We start from the raw sequence: 22,142 nt of genomic DNA on the forward strand, positions 1-22,142 counted from the left end.
ATGGAACGGACCTCCGGGGATTTCGGGGTGCCCTCGGCCCGTGCGGTGTTCCGCGAGGAGCACGCGGTCGAGCGCATCTCCGAAGTGCCTCTCTCTCATCTCTCGGTGGAGCTCGGCCACTTCTACCCGGAGGACTTCGGGAACGGCGGCGTGGAGCTGGAGCGTCAGTTTCGCCGGATTGCGATGTGGGCGCAGCCGACGCAACTGGCTGCCCTCAGCGGCAGGGCCAAGGGCAGCGCTCGGGTCAGCACGTGCCTGTTGGTGGATGACTACTCGCAGCGCCAGGAGATGCCGCCTCCGAGCGTGGTGATACCGATGGTACTGGCCGTGGCGGAGGCCAACGGTGTGGTGATCGACTACATCGGGCGGGAGTCTGCGTGTGCGGACGAGGGGCAGGCGCCGCTGGCACCGATGGTCGAAAAGGCGATTATTCCCGACCCGGCGTACGGTGTGAACGGGTCGCGGCCTCCGGTGCACGAGAGCGGCTGGCTGTGTAACGGAGCTCGATCACCAGCTGGTGCGGGAGTAGCCGCGATGCAAGGGCCGAAAACGTGGGAACCACCGGCCGAAAATGGACTTCGTGCTCACTCCGTCTTCGTTGACGTCGAACTCTGGGACCAGCGTGAGCGGGACAGGACGAGATGGTCGTGCGCCTTTCTGGCCGCGGTGTGGCAGCTGCTGCGACTGGGCCTGCTGCGGGCACGGGGCGAGACCGTGGTACGTCCCGTGGCCCTCGACCTCAATGAGCTTCCGGAGAGCTGGGCTGGATTCCCGGACATCGCCCGCGTGACGACCGGGGCTTCAGCCTTCAGTGCTTATCGAACATTTTCTATTTTGGACACCGCCTATCTTCCGGTCGAACACGCGGTTCGCGTGATACTGGGCCAGATCGGTGTCGACGGGATCGCGCTGAATTCTCCGGTTCGTCGCGCGGAGGGTGAGGGAATAACGTTGCCAGTCGAGCCGGCTGATCGGGTCTCCTACCTTTTCCTGAGTCGTTGATGCCGACATCGAAGGCGCCGGGGCGGTCACCGAGGAGGTCGGCCGATCCACCAAATCTCCTGGTCGGAGAGGTTCGCACCACCCTGCTGCAGAACTCGCACCAGGCCAGTGCCGACGTGGTCTCCCGGCTGCTGGACCTTGACCCGAGTAGCCGGGTCCGTGTCGCGACCAGGCCGTTCGCGCACGCGATCTCCCCGGACGAACGGATCGGCGTGCACTGCCCGCTTGCCACCGGTACGGGTACCTCGGCAGACGGGGCCGGTGTGGTGCTTACCCGAGCTTCCATCACCGGCGGAATAGTGTTGCAGGCATCTGCCCGGGCACGTGTGGTGCGTGCGGCCGGAGACCGCAGATTACCGTGGTCGCACTACATAGCTCACCCGGGATTCATCGAGGTTGACGGCCGCTGTACCGGTGACGACCTGGCCACGGGTTTCCTTCAGCCCACAGTCCAGAACTCGGTGCCCGGCCGGTCTCCAGCGCCCCTTGATATGGGCGCGATGGGTAATCGACTGATCGATCGCGTGCAACGTATGCCATACATAGACCGTGTGACCATGCTGCGGGCACGCCGGACCAAATTTCGGTTCGCGGTTACCTGGATGCCACCCGACACGCATGAGCCAGCCATCAACCCAGTCCGAGACGTCGAACTCGTCATCCATGACGAAACGTTGCGGACGTTGCGGATGCGATTGGTGGCGTCGGCCTGTGATCCGGCGGAGGTGACGGCCGCGTGCGAGGACCTCGCCCTCCATGACTGGCTGCTGTCGACGATCGCGGTCCTGGTCGAGAACAGCCGGATCGGCGTCGATCCGGCTGCGGAGGTCATCGCTCGTATTCGTCCCGCGATCGATAACCTGCTGCATCTGTGGATGCCAGGCGCAGGTGTCGCGGGGGACCTAGCGGCAGTGTGGTCGGCGCTGGAACGACGTCCTGGATTCTCCCGCCAGTGGATGAGTCTTCGTGGTCAGATCCAGAGCCAGCTGCTGCTGGCAATTCTCGAGAAATCGGGGTCGTCCCGTGGAGCCGAGGCTTTTCAGGACCCGGTCGATGAGTTCTACCGCGAGGCATAGAAGGCGCTGTCCGCCAGGTTGAGATCTTCGCTTCCGGAACTGCCCGGGTCTCGGTGCCGGCACATCGCACCGACCGGGGACCGGTAATCGGGAGGCCGTGAGCGGGCCCCAATGAGGTGTCGGCGGGGGCCTCGCGCGTTCCGGATCATGGTGCCTGCCGCGGCAGCGGCAGGAAACGGTGCATCACGTACAGGTCGACCTCGCCCTGCCAGGGATGGTCGAAGGCCGCTGGCAGGGTGCCGACCATGCGGAAGGACAACGAGCGCCACAGGGCGACCAGCTGGGTGTTGGCCGCGACGACCGCGTTTACCTGCATCGCTCGGTAGCCGAGGTCGACCGCATAGTCGATCATCCCTTCGCCGGCGGCGCGCCCGACCGCCCGTGCGGCAGCTGCCCGCGCGGCTGCTGGGCCGTAGCCGCCGGGGCCGAACGCCCCGCCGCCGAGGTTCACCAGGGTCGGATCGATCAGTAGCTGAGCCAGCACCACGTGGCTGCCGAGATCCGGCTGGGCGGGAACGAGCAGTGCGGTGGCGACCACCCGGGTCGAGGCTGGGCCGTCGTCGACCTCCATCACCAGAACCCGTGCGGGCTCGGGCAACATCCACAGCCTGCGTGCGCGGGCCTCGTCGGTGCCGGGATCCCAGGTGCACGTCTCACCTTCGGCGACAACGGCGTGCCAGACCGGCCAGATCGCCGGCCAGTCGTCCTCCGTTGCCCGACGTGTCCGCACATGCCGATCCTGCCTGCCAACGCCCGGATACGTGGGCTCAGTGTTGCGTCATGGGCGCCTGTTGGATGGGGAATCTCGTGTACCCGGCCACACCGGGAAGCCGGCCTCGGTGCTGGCGGGGGTGCAGGCTCTCTGCGCGCCGGTGAGATTCGCCATGTCGTGGCCGGTCGCGCGGCGCACACTGCTGGGCTGGCCGCGGCGCTGGTCGGGAGGCCGGGTGCGAGGCCCGTCGCGAAGCCGAATGCGCGGTCGTTCGGCCCGATGCGGGGTCAGCCCCAGCCGAGCTCGTGCAGGCGGGCGTCGTCGATGCCGAAATGGTGCGCGATCTCGTGGACGACCGTGATCCGGACCTCGCGTACGACCTCGTCCTCCGAGTCGCTCATGGCGCAGATCGGCATCCGATAGATGGTGATCCGGTCCGGGAGAACGCCGCTGTACCAGTCACCGCGCTCGGTCAACGGCACGCCCTCGTACCGGCCGAGCAGGCCTGGGCCCTCCGGGGACTCGTCCTCGACGAGGACGGCCACGTTGCGCATCTGCCGTCCCAGCTCGGGGGGCAGGCTGTCGAGCGCGGCGACGACCAGGGCCTCGAACCGTTCGGGGCTGATGGTGACCATGGGGCCATCCTGCTGCCCGCCTCCGATTCTGGTCGCCCCTGCCGGCTCGGTGTCGCCCGCTGGACAGGGCCGGGTGCGACTGCCGGGGTTGCCCTGACTGATCCCGCTGGTTATTCTCAAGTTAAGAAAATCTCGATACGAGAATAACTGGCCGAGCCTCCTGGCTGGCCGGTCAGGAGCAAGGGTGGTGAACCATGCCTGCGGGCGATCACATGCCGGCACGTTCAGCTCGGGGTGGCGACTACGACCCCCGGACCTACGATCCGCGGGCCTTTGACCCCGTGGCGGTCACGGTGGATGTAGTCGCCCTGACTCTGCGCGATGGTCGGCTTCATGTGCTGCTCGTGCGCCGCGGGGAAGCGCCCTTCGCCGGCCGGTGGGCCCTGCCGGGAGGGTTCGTCCGGCCGCGCCCGGGCGTGGAAGGGCCTGCGGGCGAGGAGGACCTGCCCGAAGCGGCCGCCCGTGAGCTGGCCGAGGAGACCGGGCTGGCCGCGGCCGACCCGCTGGCCGCTCCTGACTCGCTGGCCGCTCCTGACTCGCTGGCCGCTCCTGACCCGCTGGCCGCTCCTGACTCGCTGACCGCGGCCGACCCGCTGACCGCGGCCGACCCGCTGTCGCCGCTGTCGGCGCAGTCCCCGCGGCGGGTGCACCTCGAGCAGCTCGGCACGTATGGCACTCCTGGGCGTGATCCGCGTATGCGGGTCATCTCCGTCGCCTACCTGGCCTTCGCGCCGGACCTGCCGGACCCGACCGCCGGTGGTGACGCGGCCGCCGCGGCCTGGGCGCCGTTGTCGACAGTGTCGGGCGGCCTTTCGTTCGACACCTCGGGGCGTGCCGATCTGGGGTTCGACGCCGTCTGCCTGGATGACCTGGCGTTCGACCACGGGCGCATCCTGGCCGACGGGATCGAGCGAGCCCGCTCGAAGATCGAGTACACGCCGTTGGCGACAGCGTTCGTGGGGGAGCAGTTCACGATCTCCGAGCTGCGTGAGGTCTACACGATCGTGTGGGGGCGAGCTCCGCACGCGGCCAACTTCCATCGCAAGCTCCTGTCGGTTCCCGGGTTCCTGGAGGACACCGGGACCACGACGGAACGCGGGGGCAACCGAGGTGGCCGCCGGGCTCGGCTGTACCGGGCTGGTCCCGCGACGCTCCTGTATCCGGCGCTGCTGCGGCCGTCCGGCGCGGAGCCGGGAGAGCCCGTCCTCGACGCCGTTACAGGGGGCGGCGTCGAGGACGGTGCGCTGGATGGTGCCCTGGATGGCGCCCGGGATGGTGCGCGGTGACGCCCGAGCCGGGCCCGTCCGGGCTCGACGGGGCGTTGGGCCTGCTGTTCGACGTCCCGCCGGAACCCGGTTGGCCTGATCTCGTCAGGGTGTTCGGGCCTACCCCGGGCATCGCCGGATACCGCAGGCTCGCTCGCCTCGTGCACCCGGACCGGGCGCCGGCGGCGAGGTCCGGGGTCGCGACCGCCGCGTTCGTCCGGCTTGGTGACCTGTGGCTTCGCTACCAGAGTCTGCAGCCGCCGCAGGTGACCGACCGCGGGGCGGCTGGCGGTGCCGCCTACGCCGCCTCCGCCGGCCCGACCACCGATTCCGTAGACGCCGATTTCGCGGACGTCGAGCCGGTGGACGTCGAGCCGGGGGATATCGAGGAGACGGTCATCCGGACGAGACGTCACCTCCACACGATTCGGGTCGTCCCGCGGCGGACCGCGGTCGCCAAGGCCGCCGGGGCCGCCGGGGCCGCCGGTGGGCGGCCGGATGGTGGGGTCATCGAGGGTGATGTGGCTCTGTTGTACCCGGCCGAATGCCGGGAGACGGCGAGTGGGACGACCCGCACGGGGTTCCTCAAGGTTCCGCGGTCCGCTGCGGACAACGACCTCATGGAGCGTGAGGCCGCCGCTCTCACCCGGCTGGCCCGAGCCGGGGACCGGCGGTTCGCCGCCTACGCGCCGCGCCTGGTCGAGTCGTTCCTGCACACTCCGGCGACCGGCGGCGGGCAGTGTTCCGCGCCACGGCGCCGGGTCAACGTCCTGGAGCGGCTCGACGGTTTCCAACCGCTCACCCGGGTCCACGCGGCCTACCCCCAGGGGGTCGACCCGCGGGACGCGGCCTGGATGTGGCGTCGGCTGCTGGTGGCTCTCGGCTACGCCCACCGCGCCGGGGTGCTGCACGGCGCGGTCGTGCCCGATCATGTGCTCATCCATCCCGAGAAGCACGGGCTGGTGCTCGTCGACTGGTGCTACAGCGTCATCCGGGACCCCGAAACCGCTCCGACAGTCGGCCGGGCCGCAGGTTCGGCGGCTGGCTCGGCGGCCGGTCCGGGGGCTGGTTCGGCGGCCGACCCGGACAACGGCCCGGCTGCCGGCGCGGCGGATCTCGCGGCGCGGGTGCCGGCCGTCGTGCCGCGTTTCGCACCGATGTACCCGCCGGAGGTGGCCGCGCGCCGCCGTCCGGACGAGGCCACCGACATCTACCTCGCCACCCGCTGCATGACGTACCTGATCGGCCCGGGCCTGCCCGCGCAGCTGCGCGCCTTCGCCCGCGGCTGCACCCTGCCGGCCGCGGCGCGCCGTCCGCATGACGCCTGGCGGCTGCTCACCGAGCTGGACGACGTGCTGGAGCGGCTGTACGGCCCGCGGCGTTTCCGGCCGTTCCATCTGCCCGCCGCGGACGGATGACGTCCCGGACCGACCACCGACCACCGACCACCAGCCACGACCACGACCACCGACCGCTCAGGCCGGCCGCGCAGGCGGGCCACGACCACCAGACCTGCAGAAGTACCACTCGTTCGAGATCCGGAGGCGGAGAGAAATGGGCAGTGGATCCTGGTCAACCAACGTGTACGAGGCGGCGGCGGGCTACCGGGCCCGCAGCGGGGCGAGCGCGTTCCAGTACAGCGACTCGCTGCGGGCGAACAGGCCCCGCCGGTCCTGGAAGGCGCACCCCGACCTGGACCCCTGGCGGGTCGGGCTGCGGGAGAGCCGGGACAACGACGAGCACCCCGAGAGCCTGGCGATCTCCGTCCTGTTCGATGTGACCGGGTCGATGGGCCAGGTGCCGCGCACCCTGCAGACCCGGCTGCCCGAGCTGTTCGGGCTGCTGCTGCGCAAGGGCTACGTCCAGCACCCGCAGATCCTCTTCGGCGGCATCGGTGACGCGAGCTGTGACCGGGTCCCGCTGCAGGTCRGCCAGTTCGAGTCGGACAACCGGATGGACGACCAGCTCGGCGCCATGCTGCTGGAAGGCGGGGGCGGCGGGCAGCTGCACGAGTCGTACGAGCTGGCGCTGTACTTCATGGCCAGGCACACCGCGACGGACTGTTTCGACCGGCGCGGCCGGCGTGGGTACCTGTTCATCGTCGGTGACGAGCTGCCCTACAGCCGGGTGGTTCAGAGCCAGGTCGCCGCGGTCATCGGCGACCGGCTGACGGAGCGCCTGTCGGTCGAGCGCATCCTCGCCGAGGTGGAGCGCCGCTACCACGTCTACTTCATCATTCCCGCCGGGACGTCCCACGCGGGTGACAGCGAGGTGCTCGGAACCTGGCGGGCGCTGCTCGGTGAGCGGGTGCTGGAGCTCGACGACCTCGACGCGGTCTGCGAGACGATCGCCGTGACGATCGGCCTGGGTGAGGCGGCGATCGACCTGGACGAGGGGCTCGACGACCTGCGGGACGTCGGTTCGGCCGCGGCGGTGCCGAGTGTCGGCCGCGCGCTGGAGCGGTACTCGCGTGAGGTGGCCGTCCGCGGTTCGCGGTCCGCGGTCGTCCGTGGCTCGGGTGCGCTCGACCGACGGATCGCCGGTGCCGGCAGCCGCGGCATCGTGCGCCTGTAGAGGCCGGGGAACGAGCTGTGAACCGTCTCGTGAATCGCGATCGTGATCGCGATGATGATCGCGATCACGTCATCGTCATCGATCTGGGCTTCGGTGATGCCGGGAAGGGGACGGTGGTCGACTGGCTGTGTGCCGCCCGGGCCGGCGCGGGCGGTGCGGGCGGTGTGGGTCGTGCGGGTGGTGCGGGTGGGCGGGCACCGACGGTGGTGCGGTTCAACGGCGGGGCGCAGGCCGCCCACAACGTCGTCACCGACGACGGCCGGCATCACACGTTCGCCCAGTTCGGCGCTGGTTCGTTCACCCCGGGCTGCGCCACCCACCTGGCCCGCACGATGCTCGTCGACCCGTTCGCCCTGGTGGCGGAGGCCACCCACCTGGAGTCGGTCGGCGTGCCCGATCCCTTCGCCAGGCTGACGGTGGACGGCGAGGCCCTGCTCACCACCCCGTACCACGCGATCGCGAACCGGGTCCGTGAGCTGGCCCGGGGCGCCGGGCGGCACGGCTCGTGCGGGATGGGCATCGGGGAGACGGTGTCCTACGCGCTGGCCCGGCCGGCCGTGGCGCCGCGGGTCGCCGACTGCCGCAGCCCGTCGCGCCTGCGCGCCCGGCTGCGTGAGCTGCACGACTGGCTGCGCGCCGAACTCGCCGCACTCACCGCATCAACCGAGTTCGCCGCATCAACCGAGTTCGCCGCACCAACCGAGCTCGCCGCACCCGTCGGGCTGGGCGGGGCTGGCTCCGGCGGGCAGACAGGGGCTGCTCGGCTCACGGCGGTGCCGGCGGTGGAGGAGATACCGGAGGTGGAGGACTGTGTGGCGGTGCTCACCGCCTTCGGCCAGCTGACGCGGATCGTCGACAGCTCCTGGCTGCGGGTGCTGTGCGACCGTGGGCCGGTCGTGTTCGAGGGGGCGCAGGGCGTCCTGCTCGACGAGTGGCATGGCTTCCACCCGTTCACGACCTGGTCGACGACGACCGCGCGCAACGCCGAGGAGCTGCTGGCCGAGGTGGGCCGGGGCGGGACGGCCCGGCGCCTCGGAGTCGTGCGTGCCTACACGACCCGCCATGGGCCGGGGCCGCTGGTGACCGAGGACGCGGAGCTGACCGCCGCGTTGCCGGACGTCCACAACGGGACCGGCCGGTGGCAGGGGGCGTTCCGKGTGGGTCACTTCGACGCGGTCGCGCACCGGTACGCGGTCGAGGCCGCCGGCGGTGTGGACGCGCTCGCGCTCACGCACCTGGACGTGGTCGAGCGGCTGCCGCCGGGGCTGGGGCTGCGGGTCTGCGACGCCTACCGGATCGACGGGGCGACGGTCAGCCGGCTGGCGCCGGGGCCTCCCGGCGATCTGGAGCGGCAGGGGGCGCTGACCCGCAGGCTTGCGCGCGCCGAGCCGGTGCTCGGCGCGCGCCCCGACGTCGATGCCTGGCCCGATCTGGTGACCGAGCTGTTGGAGGCGCCGGTGACGCTGCTCTCACGCGGCCCGCGCGCCGCGGACAAGCAGATCACCGGACAAACAGGTCACCTGCTGCCGAGCAGGTCACCGGACAGACTCAGTGCAGGGGCCCCATGCAGTCCTTGCACCGCTCGCTGAGAATGGACAGGAGCTCGACCGCCTTGATCGAGGCGTCCCGCACCTTGGCGAGGTCCTGTGAGGAGTTCAGCCGCAGCAGCGCGGCCTCCGCGCCGTCGGTGGCGCCTTCGCTGAGCGCTTCGACGATCTCCGCCGCCGGGGTGCCGTACTGGTACAACAGCACCTGCTTGTCCTGATAGGACGGCAGCTCGGCGGGGAGATGGCCGAGGCCGACTCCGGCGAGTTTCCGGCTGAGTATCTGTCGTACATTGGTGCCGAGCCGGCCATAGCCGCCGATCTCACGCAGGACTGCCATGTCGATGCGATAGACACCGTTGTTGCCGACGACCGCGGTGCGCAGGTCTTCCCATGAGATGGGCGAGCCGGACCAGGCGTCGACGGCCTGAGCTTCCGTCACTTCCTACCGTCCTGGCTTTCGGTACCGCTGCGGATGGGCACGAGCTGTCGAGTCGTTCAACTTGTCGAGCCGTTCAACCTGTCGAGTCGTCCTGTCTGTCGAGTCGGCCGCGTCTGCCGAGATTGCCTGCCGAGCTGTTTGCGGGTGCGCACGCGCGCTTTTTTCCGCGTGTGCGCGAGGCAACGCTACCCGGCCCACCGGACCTGGTCCAGAACGGCCCGGTGGGTGCGGTTTCCGAGACGTAAATCCCGCCACGCCCCTCGGCCGGGCTGGTTCGGTGGAGGGTGCCGCGAAGGGGGTCGTGGCCCACGGTATCCGCATCGGGGACGATATTCATCCGCGAACACGGCGGAAATCTCGGATATAGTTCCGCAGGCACGGATGTGAACTGTTCGGGTTGGCGCAGATGCGGCGGTAGGCGAAAGTCTTCGGTCGGTAATCCTGTGTTTCACGTCATACCTGGGCAGGTATATCCGGTGCGGTCACCAGCGAGGATACTTCCGATTAACGAGGCGCTGATCGGGTCGAAACCGGGCCAGGCACCGAGCGGGGGGCCCCGCCGGGACCCGTGCCGCGGCTTCTGCTAAGGCGCGTGCCAGCGCACGTGCAGGTCGCGGGGTCGGTAACAGCCGGCAGGAAAAGTTTTTCCTCGGAATTTTCTTCCCGGATTTCCTCCCGGCTTTCCTGAAGGCCCAGTTCGCCGCTGTCCCGAGCGATTTCTTGTTAACGGGGCAGTTACCGACGTACATGCTTCCGAAATGAATGCCTCCTACGGTTCCTAGACATCGCGGCACGCCGGGTGGACGAGCTACCAGCGCCCATTCGGTTGCGGGGCCACGACCGCGACCGAATTCCGGCCCGCGGGACGCACTGTGCGAAACCGTGCATGCGTACCCAGGCTCCAGGAGGAGAAGCAATGCGCCAGATCGCGTTCTACGGCAAGGGTGGTATCGGCAAGTCCACCACCCAGCAGAACACCATGGCCGCCATGGCGGAGATGGGTCGCCGGGTCATGATCGTCGGCTGTGACCCCAAGGCCGACTCCACCCGCCTCATCCTGCACTCGAAGGCCCAGACCTCGGTCATCGAGCTCGCCGCCGAGAAGGGCTCGGTCGAGGACCTGGAGCTCGACGAGGTCCTCATCGAGGGCCAGTGGGGCATCAAGTGCGTCGAGTCCGGTGGCCCGGAGCCGGGTGTCGGCTGCGCCGGCCGTGGCGTCATCACCTCCATCACCTACCTGGAGGAGGCCGGCGCCTACGAGAACCTGGACTTCGTCACCTACGACGTCCTCGGTGACGTTGTGTGCGGTGGCTTCGCGATGCCGATCCGCCAGGGCAAGGCCCAGGAGATCTACATCGTGACCTCCGGCGAGATGATGGCGATGTACGCCGCGAACAACATCTCCCGAGGCATCCTCAAGTACGCCCACTCCGGTGGCGTCCGCCTCGGTGGCCTCATCTGCAACAGCCGTAAGACCGACCGCGAGGACGAGCTGATCATGGAGCTCGCCCGCCGTCTCAACACCCAGATGATCCACTTCATCCCGCGTAACAACGTCGTGCAGCACGCCGAGCTGCGCCGGATGACGGTCATCGAGTACGACCCCCAGAACAGCCAGGCCGACGAGTACCGCCAGCTGGCTCGGGCGATCGACGAGAACGACATGAAGAACATCCCCACCCCGATCAGCATGGACGAGCTCGAGGAGCTGCTGATCGAGTTCGGGATCATGGAGCAGGAAGACACCAGCATCGTCGGCCAGAGCAAGGCCGCCGCCTCCGCCTGACCTCCTCCGCCCACCACCGGCTTCAGTCACCGTCGAGGATGAGGTTCCGATCATGACGACGACGCCGACCCCGCCGCGGGCCGAGACCGAGGCGATGATCGCCGAAGTCCTGTCGCATTACCCCGCGAAGGCGGCCAAGTTCCGCGCCAAGCACATCAAGGCCAACGACCCCGAGGGGTCGAAGGAGTGCGAGGTCAAGTCCAACATCAAGTCCCGCCCCGGAGTCATGACGATCCGTGGCTGCGCCTACGCCGGTTCCAAGGGCGTGGTGTGGGGGCCGGTGAAGGACCTGGTCACCATCAGCCACGGCCCCGTCGGCTGTGGCCAGTACTCCTGGGCCACCCGTCGTAACTACGCCCGCGGCCCGTGGGGTGTCACCAACTTCGCCGCGATGCAGGTCACCACGGACTTCCAGGAGAAGGACATCGTCTTCGGCGGTGACCCCAAGCTGGCGCAGGTCTGTGACGAGATCAACGAGCTGTTCCCGCTGGCCAAGGGCATCTCGGTGCAGTCCGAGTGCCCGATCGGTCTGATCGGTGACGACATCGAGGCCACGTCCCGCGCGGCCTCCAAGAAGCTCGGCAAGCCGGTCATCCCGGTTCGTTGCGAGGGCTTCCGCGGTGTCTCCCAGTCGCTGGGCCACCACATCGCCAACGACGCCGTCCGTGACCACGTGCTGGGCACCGGTGGCGCGAACCACGTCTCCACCCCGTACGACGTCGCGCTCATCGGTGACTACAACATCGGTGGTGACGTCTGGGCCTCCCGCCGGATCCTCGAGGACATGGGCCTGCGCATCATCGCCCAGTGGTCCGGTGACGGCACGATCAACGAGATGGCCTCGACGCACCTGTCGAAGCTGAACCTGATCCACTGCTACCGGTCGATGAACTACATCTGCACCACCATGGAGGAGCGCTACGGCACTCCGTGGATGGAGTTCAACTTCTTCGGTCCGTCGAAGATCGTCAAGTCGATGCGCGCCATCGCGGAGAAGTTCGACGAGACGATCCAGGCCAAGACCGAGGCCGCGATCGCCCGGTACGAGAAGCAGTTCGAAGAGATCATCAAGGCCTTCCGGCCGCGGCTCGAGGGCAAGCGGGTCATGCTCGCCGTCGGTGGCCTGCGCCCCCGCCACACCATCGGCGCCTACGAGGACCTCGGCATGGAGGTCATCGGCACGGGCTACGAGTTCGCGCACAAGGACGACTACACCCGTACCTACGGGATGCTGAAGGAAGGCGTCGTCCTCTACGACGACCCGACCGCGTTCGAGATCGAAGAGTTCGCCAAGCACCTGAAGCCGGACCTCATGGGTGCGGGCGTCAAGGAGAAGTACGTCTTCCACAAGATGGGCATCCCCTTCCGCCAGATGCACTCCTGGGACTACTCCGGCCCGTACCACGGTGTCGACGGCTTCGCGGTCTTCGCCCGGGACATGGACATGGCCATCAACAGCCCGACCTGGGACCTGATGGAGACCCCGTGGTCGAAGTCCGGAGAAGTCTTCTGAGCGAGTAGCCCGGCTCCGCCGGCAACCACCGGCGACCACCGGTGATCACCGGTGGCTGCCGGCGGCCATCAGTGGGCCTTCTCCATCCCACGGGGCACGGCCAGGAACCGTGAGCCCGAGCTGGCGATGGAAAAGGCTCAAGTCACGGCAGAAAGGAGGAGGTCCGGTGACGACGACTCCCGAGACGAACAGTCACATCCCGCTGAAGGTCCTCGACCACACCGAGCTGTTCAAGGACGAGGTCTACACCAAGCAGTTCGAGACCAAGCGCGAGTTCGAGAACGGTGCGGACGACGCCGAGGTCAACCGGGTCCTGGAGTGGACCCGCACCTGGGAGTACCGCGAGAAGAACTTCGCCCGCGAGGCCCTGACCGTCAACCCGGCCAAGGCCTGCCAGCCGCTCGGTGCCGTGCTCGCGGCCATCGGCTTCGAGGRCACGCTGCCCATCGTGCACGGGTCGCAGGGCTGCGTCGCGTACTTCCGCAGCCACTTCGCGCGGCACTTCAAGGAGCCCGTCCCGGCGGCCTCCACCTCCATGACCGAGGACGCGGCGGTCTTCGGCGGGATCAACAACCTGGTCGAGTCGTTCGCGAACGCGACGGCGCTGTACAAGCCGAAGCACATCGCGGTCAGCACCACCTGCATGGCCGAGGTCATCGGCGAGGACCTCTTCGCCTACATCCGCACCGCGCGGGACCAGGAAGCCGTCACCAACGACTTCCCGGTGTCGTACGCCCACACCCCGAGCTTCGTGGGCTCGCACCTCAACGGCTACGACGTGATGGTCAAGGGCATCCTTGACATGGTCACCGAGCTGCCCGAGGCCAAGACGGCGCCGGAGACCGGCGGGAAGCCGCAGCTCAACGTCTTCCCCGGCTTCGAGACCTACCTCGGCAACCTGCGCGAGTACCGCCGGATGCTCGAGCTGCTGGGTGTCTCCCCGCTGATCCTGGGTGACCACTCCGACGCGCTCGACTCGCCGGCGAACGGGGAGTACGACCTCTACCCCGGTGGCACCAAGCTGGCGGACGCGGCGAAGGCCAAGCACAGCAAGGCCAGCGTCGTCCTGCAGGAATCCACCATGCGCCGGACGGCGGAGCTCGTCCGGGACAAGTGGAAGCAGGAGACGGTCCTTCTGGAGACCCCGATCGGCATCCGGGGCACCGACCAGTTCGTGAAGGAGATCGCGCGGCTCTCCGGTCAGCCGGTGCCGGCCGAGCTCACCCTCGAGCGCGGTCGTCTCGTCGACGCCCTCGCCGACTCGCACGCCTACCTGCACGGCAAGCGGGTCGCGATCGCCGGCGACCCGGACCTGGTCATCGCGCTGACCCGGTTCGTGCTGGAGTGCGGCATGGTGCCGGTGCACCTGGTCAGCACCAACGCGGACAGCAGCTTCAAGGCGCGCATGGAGAAGGTGCTTTCCGCGAGCAAGTTCGGCGACGCGGCCACCGTCTGGCCGGAGAAGGACCTGTGGCACCTGCGGTCGCTGGTCTTCACCGAGCCGGTCGACCTGCTCATCGGCAGCACCTACCTGAAGTACATCTCCCGCGAGGCGAACGTCCCCCTCGTCCGGGTCGGATTCCCGATCTTCGACCGTCACCACCTGCACCGCCAGGCGACGATCGGGTACACCGGCGGGCTGAACCTGCTCACCCAGCTGGTCAACACCATGCTGGACGAGCTCGACCGCTCCAGCCTGCCGCATAGCTTCGACGCCGTGCGCTAGGTCCCGTTCGGGGGATGCCTCCTGAGCATCGGCATCCCCCGAGCGGTACGCACGGCCTTCCCAGTGGTCGGCCGGCTGGCGGCCCCACCCCCCGCTCGGCCGGGGCCCCGCCCGTGGCGCCGGGACCGCGCCCCCCACGTCACGAGAGCCGGCGCCCCGCCCCTGCCGGGGCCGGCCCCCCGGCCGGCCGGCCACACCCCTCGACCCCCACTGCGCCACACCAACTCCACCGACAACCACTCCGCCGACAACCACTCCGGTTCAGAAGAACCGCTGGTCCATCGAACGGCCCCGCTCACCCAGCTCACCGAGGGCAACGCCCTCCCAAGCGGAGAGATCGCCATGGCCGCCACTGACCGCGCAACTCTCTTCACCGAACCGGCCTGTGACCACAACCGCGAGAAGTCCGCGAAGGAGCGCAAGGCCGGCTGCCCCAAGCCCGCTCCTGGGGGCACGAGCGGGGGATGCACCTTCGACGGTGCGATGATCACCCTGGTTCCGATCGTTGACAGCGCCCATGTCGTGCACGGCCCCATCGCCTGCGCCGGCAACTCCTGGGACGGGCGGGGAAGCCTGTCGTCAGGACCTGACCTCTACCGACGCGGCTTCACCAGCGACGTCGGCGAGCAGGATGTGATCTTCGGCGGCGAGCAGCGCCTGTTCGACACCATTCTCGAAGCCGTCGAGCGCCACCGCCCGCCAGCGGTGTTCGTCTACTCGACCTGCGTCACCGCCATGATCGGCGACGATCTCGACGCCGTGTGCGCTGCCGCCGCCACGCACACCGGTGTGCCGGTCATCCCGGTGCACGCGCCGGGATTCGTCGGCAACAAGAACCTCGGCAACAAGATCGCCGGTGACGCGCTGCTCGAGCACGTCATCGGCACGGTCGAGCCGGCCGACGTGAGCGAGTACGACGTCAACCTGGTCGGCGAGTACAACATCGCCGGCGAGCTGTGGGACGTCCTGCCCACGCTGTCCAAGCTGGGCCTGCGGGTGCGGGCCTGCATCAGCGGGGACGCGCGCTACGCCGACGTCGCCGCCGCGCACCGGGCCCGCGCGACGATGGTCGTCTGCTCCCGGGCCCTGCTGGGGCTGGCCCGCGGGCTGGACGAGCGTTACGACATCCCCTGGTTCGAGGGCAGCTTCTACGGCGTCCGGGCGATGAACGACACGCTGCGCCAGTTCGCCCGCCTGCTCGGCGGCGGCGCGCTCGCCGAACGCGCCGAGGAGCTGATCGAGCTCGAGCAGACCGCCGTCGACCTGGCCCTGGAGCCCTACCGGGAGCGGCTCGCCGGCAAGCGCGCCGTTCTCTACACCGGCGGGGTCAAGAGCTGGTCGATCGTCTCCGCGCTGCAGGACCTCGGCATCGAGGTCGTCGCGAACGGCATCACCAAGAGCTCCGACGGGGACGTCGAGAAGATCTCCGAGCTGCTCGGCCCGGATGCGAAGATCGTCTCCGAGGGCAGCCCGCGCGAGCTGCTGCGCATCGCGGACGAGACCCGCGCGGACATCCTGGTCGCCGGCGGCCGCAACATGTACACCGCGCTCAAGGGGCGGCTGCCCTTCCTGGACATCAACCAGGAGCGGCACATCCCCTACGCGGGCTACCGCGGCGCCGTCGAGCTCGCCCGCCGCCTCRACCTGGCCCTCACCAACCCGGTGTGGGAGCAGGTCCGTGCCCCCGCACCCTGGGACGTCGCCAGCACGCCGGCGGAGGTGGCGTGATGGCGCGGGTCGTCACGAGCAGCCGGCGGGCCGGCCTGGACCCGCTGAAGTTCAGCCAGCCCCTCGGCGGCGCCCTGGTCTTCCTCGGCCTCGCCAGCTCCATGCCGGTGATGCACGGCTCGAAGGGCTGCGCGTCGTTCGCCAAGGCGCTGCTCACCCGGCACTTCAACGAGCCCGTCCCGCTGCAGACCACCGGGATCACCGAGGTCACCGCGGTCATGGGCAGCGGTGAGGAGCTCGTGGTGCACCTGGACGCGATCCGCGCCAAGCAACGCCCAGAGATCATCGGGCTGCTGACCACCGGGGTCACCGAGGTCAGCGGCGAGGACGTCGGCGGCCAGATGCGCCAGTACATCGCGATGATGGAGCACACCACTCCCGAGGGCGCCCCGCTGATCGTGCGGGTGTCGACGCCTGACTTCGTCGGCGGCCTGTCGGACGGCTGGTCGGCCGCGCTGCGGGCGCTCGTCACGACGGTGCCGTTCGACGGGGCCRACCCCGACGGCCACGACCTTGACGGACCCGACCGTGACGGCCTCGAGTGTGGGAACACGGTCGCGGTGCTAGTCGGCCCGTCCCTGACCGCCGCGGACCTCGACGAGCTGAGCGCGCTGATCCGCTCGTTCGGGCTGAGCCCGGTCCTCGTCCCGGACCTGTCAGGCTCGCTGGACGGGCATCTCGCCCCGGCCTGGCAGCCGACGACGACCGGCGGGACGGACCTGACCCGGCTGCGCCGCCTCGACCGGGCGGGCCTGGTGATCACCGTCGGGGCGACCGCGGCCGCCGCCGGTGCCGACCTCGCCGGCCGCACCGACGCCGATCTCCTGCACTATGACCACCTCAGTGGCCTGCGGGCGGTGGACGGGCTGGTCAGCGACCTGATGGCCCGGTCCGGCCGCGGTCCGTCCTACGAGGTGCGCCGGGCCCGGGCCCGGCTCGCCGACGGTCTGCTCGACACCCACTTCTACCTGGGTGGCGCCCGGGTCGCGCTCGCGATGGAGCCCGAGGCGCTGGTCGCCGTCGGCTCGCTGCTGTGCGACGTCGGTGTCGAGATCGTGGCGGCAGTCTCCCCGACGGACGCCCCCGTGCTGGCCACCGCCCCGTGGGACGAGATCGTCATCGGCGACCTGGCCGACCTGGAGGAGCGGGCGGTCGAGGGCGGTGCGGAGCTGGTCATCGGGTCCAGCCACACCCGGGCGGTCGCCGACCGCATCGGCATCCCGCACCTGCCGGTCGGCTTCCCGATCTACGACCGGCTCGGCGCGGCCCTGCGCACCACCGCCGGGTACAGCGGCAGCCTGCGGCTCCTGGTGGACGCGGCGAACCGGCTGCTCGACCACCACCACCAGCACGCGGAGCACCCGCACGCGGAGCACCCGCAGGCAGAGCACCCGCTGACAGAGCCCCAGCACATCGAGCACCAGCACATCGAGCACCAGCACATCGAGCACCAGCACGCCGACCACCGCGCGGAACCGCACCGGGACCACCCGGGCCACCGCGCCGAGCGCAGCGACGTCGACGTCAGCCCACACCCGATCGACCCGTTCGACGAGCTCGACGTTCTGTGCGAGGAGCCCTCATGTTGAAGATCGCCTTCGCGACCGGCGACGGAAGCGCCGTCGACCAGCACTTCGGCTGGTGCCGCCGGTTCGACGTCTACGAGGTCGGACCGCAGGGCTACCGACTGTTCGAGACCCGTGAGCTCGGGCCGGCCGAGGAGGACGAGGAGGACAAGATCGCCTCTCGGCTGGCCGCCGTCACCGACTGCGCGATCCTCAACGTCTCCGACATCGGAGGGACCGCGGCCGCGAAGGTCATCAAGGCCCAGATCTACCCGATGAAGGTCGCCAAGGGCACCGCGATCGACGGCCTGCTCACCAAGTTCGTCGACGTGCTCGCCGGCAGCCCGCCGCCGTGGCTGCGCAAGATCCTGCGGGCGCACAGCCCCCAGGAAGCTCCCGCCTGGACACCGGCAACGACCGGTTCGTCCGCCTCGGATTCGGCCACGTCGACCCCGACAACCATGGGAGGAACGGCATGACCGCATCGACATCCGCGGCGAACGGGAAGGTCGAGGGGTTCCTGAAGGACCTCGCAGACCAGCTCCGCGCCGGCGACACCTACGGCAAGCTCGACAAGTTCTCCGACGAGGCGATGCTCGCCCCGTTCGTCCTCACGAAGGAGCAGCGGCGCCAGATCTCGGTGGCCTGCGACATCGACGCGGTCATCGAGGCCCGGGTGCGCTCCTTCTACCAGGCGGTCGCCGCCGCGGTGGAGAAGGCGACCAGGGCCGAGACGACCACGGTGCTCGACCTGAACCACGAGGGGTTCGGCCGGGTCGTCATCTTCGCGGGACGGCTCGTGGTGCTCTCCGACGTCCTGCGGGACGCCCAGCGCTTCGGCTTCAACTCCCTGGAGGACCTCGCCGCCCGCGGCGAGGCCTTCGTGACCGCCGCCGCCAAGTACGTCGACCAGTACCGGGAGGCTGCCCGCGATGACTCCTGACACCAGCGCCGGCACCGACGTCGCCGCCATCCAGACCCGGCTGCGCAAGATGAACAGCAAGGCGTCCCAGCTCAAGCTCGACCTGCACGACCTCTCCGAGGAGCTGCCGCTCGGCTGGGAGGGCATCCTCGACGTCGCCCGCCGCACCTACGACGCCTACGCCGAGGTCGCGGTGCTGGAGAACGAGCTGCGCGCGGCGAAGGAGGCGGCGAAGTGAGCGCCGCCGGCCAGGTCGACGAGCAGCTCGCCGAGTTCCGGCGCTGCTCCACCGCCGAGCAGTACTTCGAGCTGCTCGACGTCGATTTCGACCCGCGGGTGGTGGCCGTCAACCGGCTGCACATCCTGCGCTACTTCGCGGGGGAGATCGCCGGCCTGCATGACGCGGCGGACGCCGCGCAGTCGCCGGAGGAGCTGCTGCGCCACTACCGCGAGGCCCTGATCCGCTCGTACGAGGCCTTCACCACGGCGACGGCGCTGGACCACCGGCTGTTCAAGGTCCTCAAGGACCGCGCGCCGGAGCCGGAGGCCTTCGTCCCGGTTTCCGAGATCACCATCGAGCGTTCCGCGACCGCGGGCCCGCAGGGGAAGGAGCAGAGCTGATGAGGTCGGCCTTCGACGTCGGCGATGTCGTCGCCACCACCAAGGCGCTGCGCCAGGACGGGACCTTCCCGGACCCGGACATCCCCACCGGCCAGATCCTGGTCGAGGAGGGCACCCGCGGCGAGGTCATCAATGTGGGCCTCTACCTGCAGGAACACATCGTCTACGCGGTCGCCTTCGAGAACGGACGCGTCGTCGGCGCCCTCGAGCGGGAGCTGGAGGCCGCGGGCCGCGAGTTCCGGCCCACCACGCCCGACCACGCCGACCACACCCAGGACGGGGACACCGTCCACGCCACGAGTTCCGCGGCTGACAGCAGCGTCGCCGTGACCAGCGGGACCACCGATGAGGAGGAGGGGCTGTCGTGACCAACGAGCCCGTCGCGCTCCCGGTGCTGTCCACCGCGCCGGCGGCGCCAATGTCCACCGCGCCGGCGGCGCCGACGTCCACCGCGCCGGCCGCCGCGGGTGGCTGCGCGTCGAAGAAGAGCTGCGGCAGCAGCGCTCCGGCGACCGACCCGGAGATCGCGGAGAAGATCGCGAACCACCCGTGCTACAGCTCCGAGGCGCACCAGTACTACGCCCGGATGCACGTGGCGGTGGCGCCCGGCTGCAACATCCAGTGCAACTACTGCAACCGCAAGTACGACTGCGCGAACGAGAGCCGGCCGGGCGTCACCAGCGACCTGCTCACCCCCGAGGACGCCCTCGCCAAGGTCAAGCTGGTCGCCAGCGAGATCAAGCAGATGAGCGTGCTGGGCATCGCCGGCCCGGGTGACCCGCTGGCCAACCCGAAGCGCACCTTCCGCACCCTGGAGCTGGTCGCCCGGGACTGCCCGGACATCAAGCTGTGCCTGTCGACGAACGGGCTCACCCTGCCCGACCACGTCGACCGCATCGCTGCCCTGAACGTCGACCACGTGACGATCACCATCAACATGATCGATCCGGAGGTCGGCGAGCGGATCTACCCCTGGGTCGCCTACAAGGGCAAGAAGTACACCGGCAGGGAGGCGTCGAAGATCCTCTCCGAGCGCCAGCTCGAGGGGCTCGCGATGCTCGCCGAGCGCAAGATCCTCGCCAAGGTCAACTCGGTGATGATCCCCGGGGTCAACGACGAGCACCTCGTCGAGGTCTCCCAGAAGGTGCACGAGCTCGGCGCCTTCCTGCACAACGTGATGCCGCTGGTCTCCGCGCCCGAGCACGGCACCGTCTTCGGACTCTCCGGCCAGCGCGGCCCCACGGCGCAGGAGCTCAAGGCGCTGCAGGACCGCTGCGAGGGCGGCGCCGACATGAACATGATGCGGCACTGCCGGCAGTGCCGGGCCGACGCCGTCGGCCTGCTCGGCGAGGACCGCGGCGACGAGTTCAGCCCGGAGACGTACCAGGGCCGCGAGATCGCCTACGACCTCGAGGGTCGCCAGGCCGCGCACGCCCAGATCGAGCGGTGGCGTGAGGAGAACCGCGCCGAGCGCGAGACGCTGAGCATCACCGGCACCGGAAGCAAGCCGGAGGACACCGTCCTGGTCGCGGTGGCGACCAAGGGCAGCGGTGTGGTGAACCAGCATTTCGGGCACGCCACCGAGTTCTGGATCTACGAGGCCGGGCTCAACTGGGCCCGTCTCGTCCAGACCCGCGACGTGCAGCGCTACTGCGAAGGCGCGACCGAGTGCGGGGACGGGGCCTCGGTGCTCGACAAGACCATCGCGATGCTTTCGGACTGCGCCGCCGTGCTGTGCAGCAAGATCGGTCCCGGTCCGTATGACGCCCTCGAGGACGCCGGCATCGAACCGGTCGAGGTCTACGAACTGATCGAGAAGGCTGTCGCCACGACCGGCGCCCGGATCACGGCCCGGGCCGCCGCCGAGCAGGCGGCCGGCTCCGACGACGCCGGTACTTCCCCGACCGACGTCGTCGCCGAGCTGGACCTCGACGTGCTGGGGGGCGAGCTGGTCGACGTCGACCTGCTCGACCCGGACCTGATGGACGAGGACCCGTTCGAGTTCGCGGTCACCGTCCGCCCCGGTTCCTGCTCCGGCGGTGCCGGAAAGGGTGGAAAGGGCGGTGGCTGCTCGGGCGGACCACGTCACGCCGAGGCCGGCCCGGGCCAGGCCGTGTCCGGGCGGCTGACCGAGCCCGCTGGCGACGGAACCGGTCAGATCCGCCCGGACACGGGCTCTCCTACCGAGAGCGCCCGAGCCGAAAGCGCACGAACCGGCAGCTCCCGAACCGACAGCTCCCGCACAGCTGGCTCACGCAGTGTTGACGCCGGTGCCGACCGATCCCACTCGGTCGGTGCCCGCGCCGAAGGTCCCCATCTCGAAAGCGCCGCCTCCGACGGCGCCGACCTGGAGGTAGCCCGGTCATGACCCTCGCCCCGAGCACCATCGAACTGACCGAGCGCGCCAGGAAGCAGGTGCGCACCCTGATCGGCGGCAGCGCCGAGACCGCGGGCTTCGGGCTGCGGGTCGGGGTGAACCCGGGCGGTTGCTCCGGCTTCACCTACACCCTGGCCCTGGCGCCGGGCGCGGAGAGCGACGACATCGTCATTCACGAGGACGGCTTCGACGTGTTCGTCCACACGTCGATGATCGGCCACCTGCGGGGCCTGCTCGTCGACTACGTCGAGTCGCTGACCTCGTCCGGCTTCACCTTCACCAACCCGAACGCCACCAGCTCCTGCGGCTGCGGCAACAGCTTCGGCACCCCCGAGGAGCCCGAGCGGGCCGAGGCCGACGCGAAGCTGCGTGCGCAGGTCGAGGACGTCATGGCCGAGATCCGGCCGTTCCTGCAGGGCGACGGCGGCGACGTCCAGGTGGTCACCGTGCTCGCCGGTAACGGGCAGCCCGGCACGGCCGAGGTCCACATCCGCCTCGTCGGGGCGTGCAACGGCTGCTCCAGCGCCTCGGCGACGGTCACCGCGGTCATCGAGAAGCGGATCAAGGAGAGCCTGCCGGAGATCGGGCGCGTCGCGCTCGTTCCCTGACCCGCCTGACGGCAGATCACCAGACCGCAGACCCCACCAGACCGCA

At 69.6% G+C, this 22,142-nt stretch carries 21 protein-coding genes; 18 read left to right on the top strand and 3 right to left on the bottom strand.

What is annotated here, in order from left to right:
* Complete coding sequence (locus CcI49_RS10040) at window positions 1–1,002, top strand: SCO2522 family protein (RefSeq protein ID WP_076825860.1); 1,002 nt, start codon at window positions 1–3, stop codon at window positions 1,000–1,002.
* Window positions 1,002–2,078 (top strand): SCO2521 family protein, encoded by a 1,077-nt coding sequence (locus tag CcI49_RS10045; RefSeq protein ID WP_076825862.1) that lies wholly within the window; start codon window positions 1,002–1,004, stop codon window positions 2,076–2,078. The genes CcI49_RS10040 and CcI49_RS10045 overlap by 1 nt, the downstream gene beginning before the upstream one ends.
* A gap of 145 nt (window positions 2,079–2,223) precedes the next feature.
* Here CcI49_RS10045 and CcI49_RS10050 read toward each other — a convergent pair whose 3' ends face one another.
* Both CcI49_RS10050 and CcI49_RS10055 read right to left on the bottom strand, forming a co-directional pair.
* The gene (locus tag CcI49_RS10050; RefSeq protein WP_054570872.1) at window positions 2,224–2,808 is read right to left on the bottom strand and encodes a hypothetical protein; all 585 of its coding nucleotides are present in this window, start codon (window positions 2,806–2,808) and stop codon (window positions 2,224–2,226) included.
* 269 nt (window positions 2,809–3,077) lie between these two features.
* Complete coding sequence (locus CcI49_RS10055; RefSeq protein WP_054570873.1) at window positions 3,078–3,425, bottom strand: metallopeptidase family protein; 348 nt, start codon at window positions 3,423–3,425, stop codon at window positions 3,078–3,080.
* Window positions 3,426–3,619: 194 nt separating this feature from the next.
* Here CcI49_RS10055 and CcI49_RS10060 point away from each other — a divergent pair, with 194 nt between their 5' ends.
* The 4 genes from CcI49_RS10060 to CcI49_RS10075 all read left to right on the top strand — a co-directional run bounded on the left by CcI49_RS10060 (window position 3,620) and on the right by CcI49_RS10075 (window position 8,853).
* Entirely contained in the window at window positions 3,620–4,711 is a 1,092-nt protein-coding gene (locus tag CcI49_RS10060; protein WP_076825865.1) for an NUDIX domain-containing protein, read from the top strand.
* Window positions 4,708–6,108: a hypothetical protein gene (locus CcI49_RS10065; protein WP_076825867.1), complete on the top strand. Its 1,401-nt coding sequence runs from the start codon at window positions 4,708–4,710 to the stop codon at window positions 6,106–6,108. The genes CcI49_RS10060 and CcI49_RS10065 overlap by 4 nt, the downstream gene beginning before the upstream one ends.
* 136 nt (window positions 6,109–6,244) lie before the next feature.
* Window positions 6,245–7,264: a hypothetical protein gene (locus CcI49_RS10070; protein WP_076825870.1), complete on the top strand. Its 1,020-nt coding sequence runs from the start codon at window positions 6,245–6,247 to the stop codon at window positions 7,262–7,264.
* A 17-nt stretch (window positions 7,265–7,281) separates the two neighbouring features.
* The gene (locus CcI49_RS10075; protein WP_235498418.1) at window positions 7,282–8,853 is read left to right on the top strand and encodes an adenylosuccinate synthetase; all 1,572 of its coding nucleotides are present in this window, start codon (window positions 7,282–7,284) and stop codon (window positions 8,851–8,853) included.
* Here the strand turns inward: CcI49_RS10075 and CcI49_RS10080 are convergent.
* Window positions 8,813–9,250, bottom strand: a complete 438-nt coding sequence (locus CcI49_RS10080) for a hypothetical protein (RefSeq protein WP_054570877.1) — start codon at window positions 9,248–9,250, stop codon at window positions 8,813–8,815. The two genes, CcI49_RS10075 and CcI49_RS10080, sit on opposite strands and share 41 nt — an antisense overlap.
* Window positions 9,251–10,166: 916 nt before the next feature.
* Here CcI49_RS10080 and nifH point away from each other — a divergent pair.
* From nifH to CcI49_RS10140, 12 genes are all read left to right on the top strand, one after another.
* The gene (gene nifH, locus CcI49_RS10085) at window positions 10,167–11,036 is read left to right on the top strand and encodes a nitrogenase iron protein (protein ID WP_054570878.1); all 870 of its coding nucleotides are present in this window, start codon (window positions 10,167–10,169) and stop codon (window positions 11,034–11,036) included.
* Window positions 11,037–11,088: 52 nt separating this feature from the next.
* On the top strand, window positions 11,089–12,549 hold the full coding sequence (gene nifD / locus CcI49_RS10090) for a nitrogenase molybdenum-iron protein alpha chain (RefSeq protein ID WP_054570879.1): 1,461 nt from the start codon (window positions 11,089–11,091) through the stop codon (window positions 12,547–12,549).
* 166 nt (window positions 12,550–12,715) lie between these two features.
* The gene (nifK, locus tag CcI49_RS10095) at window positions 12,716–14,275 is read left to right on the top strand and encodes a nitrogenase molybdenum-iron protein subunit beta (protein ID WP_076825872.1); all 1,560 of its coding nucleotides are present in this window, start codon (window positions 12,716–12,718) and stop codon (window positions 14,273–14,275) included.
* A gap of 342 nt (window positions 14,276–14,617) precedes the next feature.
* Window positions 14,618–16,003 (top strand): nitrogenase iron-molybdenum cofactor biosynthesis protein NifE, encoded by a 1,386-nt coding sequence (gene nifE, locus CcI49_RS10100; RefSeq protein ID WP_076825875.1) that lies wholly within the window; start codon window positions 14,618–14,620, stop codon window positions 16,001–16,003.
* Window positions 16,003–17,592: a nitrogenase iron-molybdenum cofactor biosynthesis protein NifN gene (nifN, locus tag CcI49_RS10105; RefSeq protein WP_076825877.1), complete on the top strand. Its 1,590-nt coding sequence runs from the start codon at window positions 16,003–16,005 to the stop codon at window positions 17,590–17,592. Before nifE ends, nifN begins: the two co-directional genes overlap by 1 nt.
* On the top strand, window positions 17,586–18,047 hold the full coding sequence (gene nifX, locus CcI49_RS10110; RefSeq protein ID WP_006540884.1) for a nitrogen fixation protein NifX: 462 nt from the start codon (window positions 17,586–17,588) through the stop codon (window positions 18,045–18,047). The genes nifN and nifX overlap by 7 nt, the downstream gene beginning before the upstream one ends.
* Window positions 18,044–18,511 (top strand): NifX-associated nitrogen fixation protein, encoded by a 468-nt coding sequence (locus CcI49_RS10115; RefSeq protein WP_006540883.1) that lies wholly within the window; start codon window positions 18,044–18,046, stop codon window positions 18,509–18,511. Before nifX ends, CcI49_RS10115 begins: the two co-directional genes overlap by 4 nt.
* Window positions 18,501–18,728, top strand: coding sequence for a CCE_0567 family metalloprotein (locus tag CcI49_RS10120; RefSeq protein WP_006540882.1), 228 nt, complete (start codon window positions 18,501–18,503; stop codon window positions 18,726–18,728). The genes CcI49_RS10115 and CcI49_RS10120 overlap by 11 nt, the downstream gene beginning before the upstream one ends.
* A complete protein-coding gene (locus tag CcI49_RS10125; protein WP_054570884.1) occupies window positions 18,725–19,111 on the top strand; it encodes a nitrogenase-stabilizing/protective protein NifW in 387 nt (128 codons plus the stop codon). The genes CcI49_RS10120 and CcI49_RS10125 overlap by 4 nt, the downstream gene beginning before the upstream one ends.
* Window positions 19,111–19,479: a nitrogen fixation protein NifZ gene (locus tag CcI49_RS10130; RefSeq protein ID WP_054570885.1), complete on the top strand. Its 369-nt coding sequence runs from the start codon at window positions 19,111–19,113 to the stop codon at window positions 19,477–19,479. Before CcI49_RS10125 ends, CcI49_RS10130 begins: the two co-directional genes overlap by 1 nt.
* Window positions 19,476–21,479 (top strand): nitrogenase cofactor biosynthesis protein NifB, encoded by a 2,004-nt coding sequence (gene nifB, locus CcI49_RS10135; protein ID WP_076825880.1) that lies wholly within the window; start codon window positions 19,476–19,478, stop codon window positions 21,477–21,479. The genes CcI49_RS10130 and nifB overlap by 4 nt, the downstream gene beginning before the upstream one ends.
* Window positions 21,476–22,096, top strand: coding sequence for an iron-sulfur cluster assembly accessory protein (locus CcI49_RS10140; RefSeq protein WP_054570887.1), 621 nt, complete (start codon window positions 21,476–21,478; stop codon window positions 22,094–22,096). The genes nifB and CcI49_RS10140 overlap by 4 nt, the downstream gene beginning before the upstream one ends.
* Window positions 22,097–22,142 lie beyond the last annotated feature (46 nt).

It is taken from the genome of Frankia sp. CcI49, assembly GCF_001983215.1.
In the GTDB taxonomy this organism is placed as follows: domain Bacteria; phylum Actinomycetota; class Actinomycetes; order Frankiales; family Frankiaceae; genus Parafrankia; species Parafrankia irregularis.

What these genes read in the sequence shown, in the direction of transcription:
- CcI49_RS10140 (WP_054570887.1), top strand. Translation starts at nt 21,476, where the DNA reads ATGACCCTCGCCCCGAGCACCATCGAACTGACCGAGCGCGCCAGGAAG.
- CcI49_RS10120 (WP_006540882.1), top strand. Translation starts at nt 18,501, where the DNA reads ATGACTCCTGACACCAGCGCCGGCACCGACGTCGCCGCCATCCAGACC.
- CcI49_RS10055 (WP_054570873.1), bottom strand. Translation starts at nt 3,425, where the DNA reads ATGGTCACCATCAGCCCCGAACGGTTCGAGGCCCTGGTCGTCGCCGCG.
- nifX (WP_006540884.1), top strand. Translation starts at nt 17,586, where the DNA reads ATGTTGAAGATCGCCTTCGCGACCGGCGACGGAAGCGCCGTCGACCAG.
- CcI49_RS10040 (WP_076825860.1), top strand. Translation starts at nt 1, where the DNA reads ATGGAACGGACCTCCGGGGATTTCGGGGTGCCCTCGGCCCGTGCGGTG.
- nifH (WP_054570878.1), top strand. Translation starts at nt 10,167, where the DNA reads ATGCGCCAGATCGCGTTCTACGGCAAGGGTGGTATCGGCAAGTCCACC.
- CcI49_RS10045 (WP_076825862.1), top strand. Translation starts at nt 1,002, where the DNA reads ATGCCGACATCGAAGGCGCCGGGGCGGTCACCGAGGAGGTCGGCCGAT.
- CcI49_RS10115 (WP_006540883.1), top strand. Translation starts at nt 18,044, where the DNA reads ATGACCGCATCGACATCCGCGGCGAACGGGAAGGTCGAGGGGTTCCTG.
- nifD (WP_054570879.1), top strand. Translation starts at nt 11,089, where the DNA reads ATGACGACGACGCCGACCCCGCCGCGGGCCGAGACCGAGGCGATGATC.
- CcI49_RS10060 (WP_076825865.1), top strand. Translation starts at nt 3,620, where the DNA reads ATGCCTGCGGGCGATCACATGCCGGCACGTTCAGCTCGGGGTGGCGAC.
- CcI49_RS10130 (WP_054570885.1), top strand. Translation starts at nt 19,111, where the DNA reads ATGAGGTCGGCCTTCGACGTCGGCGATGTCGTCGCCACCACCAAGGCG.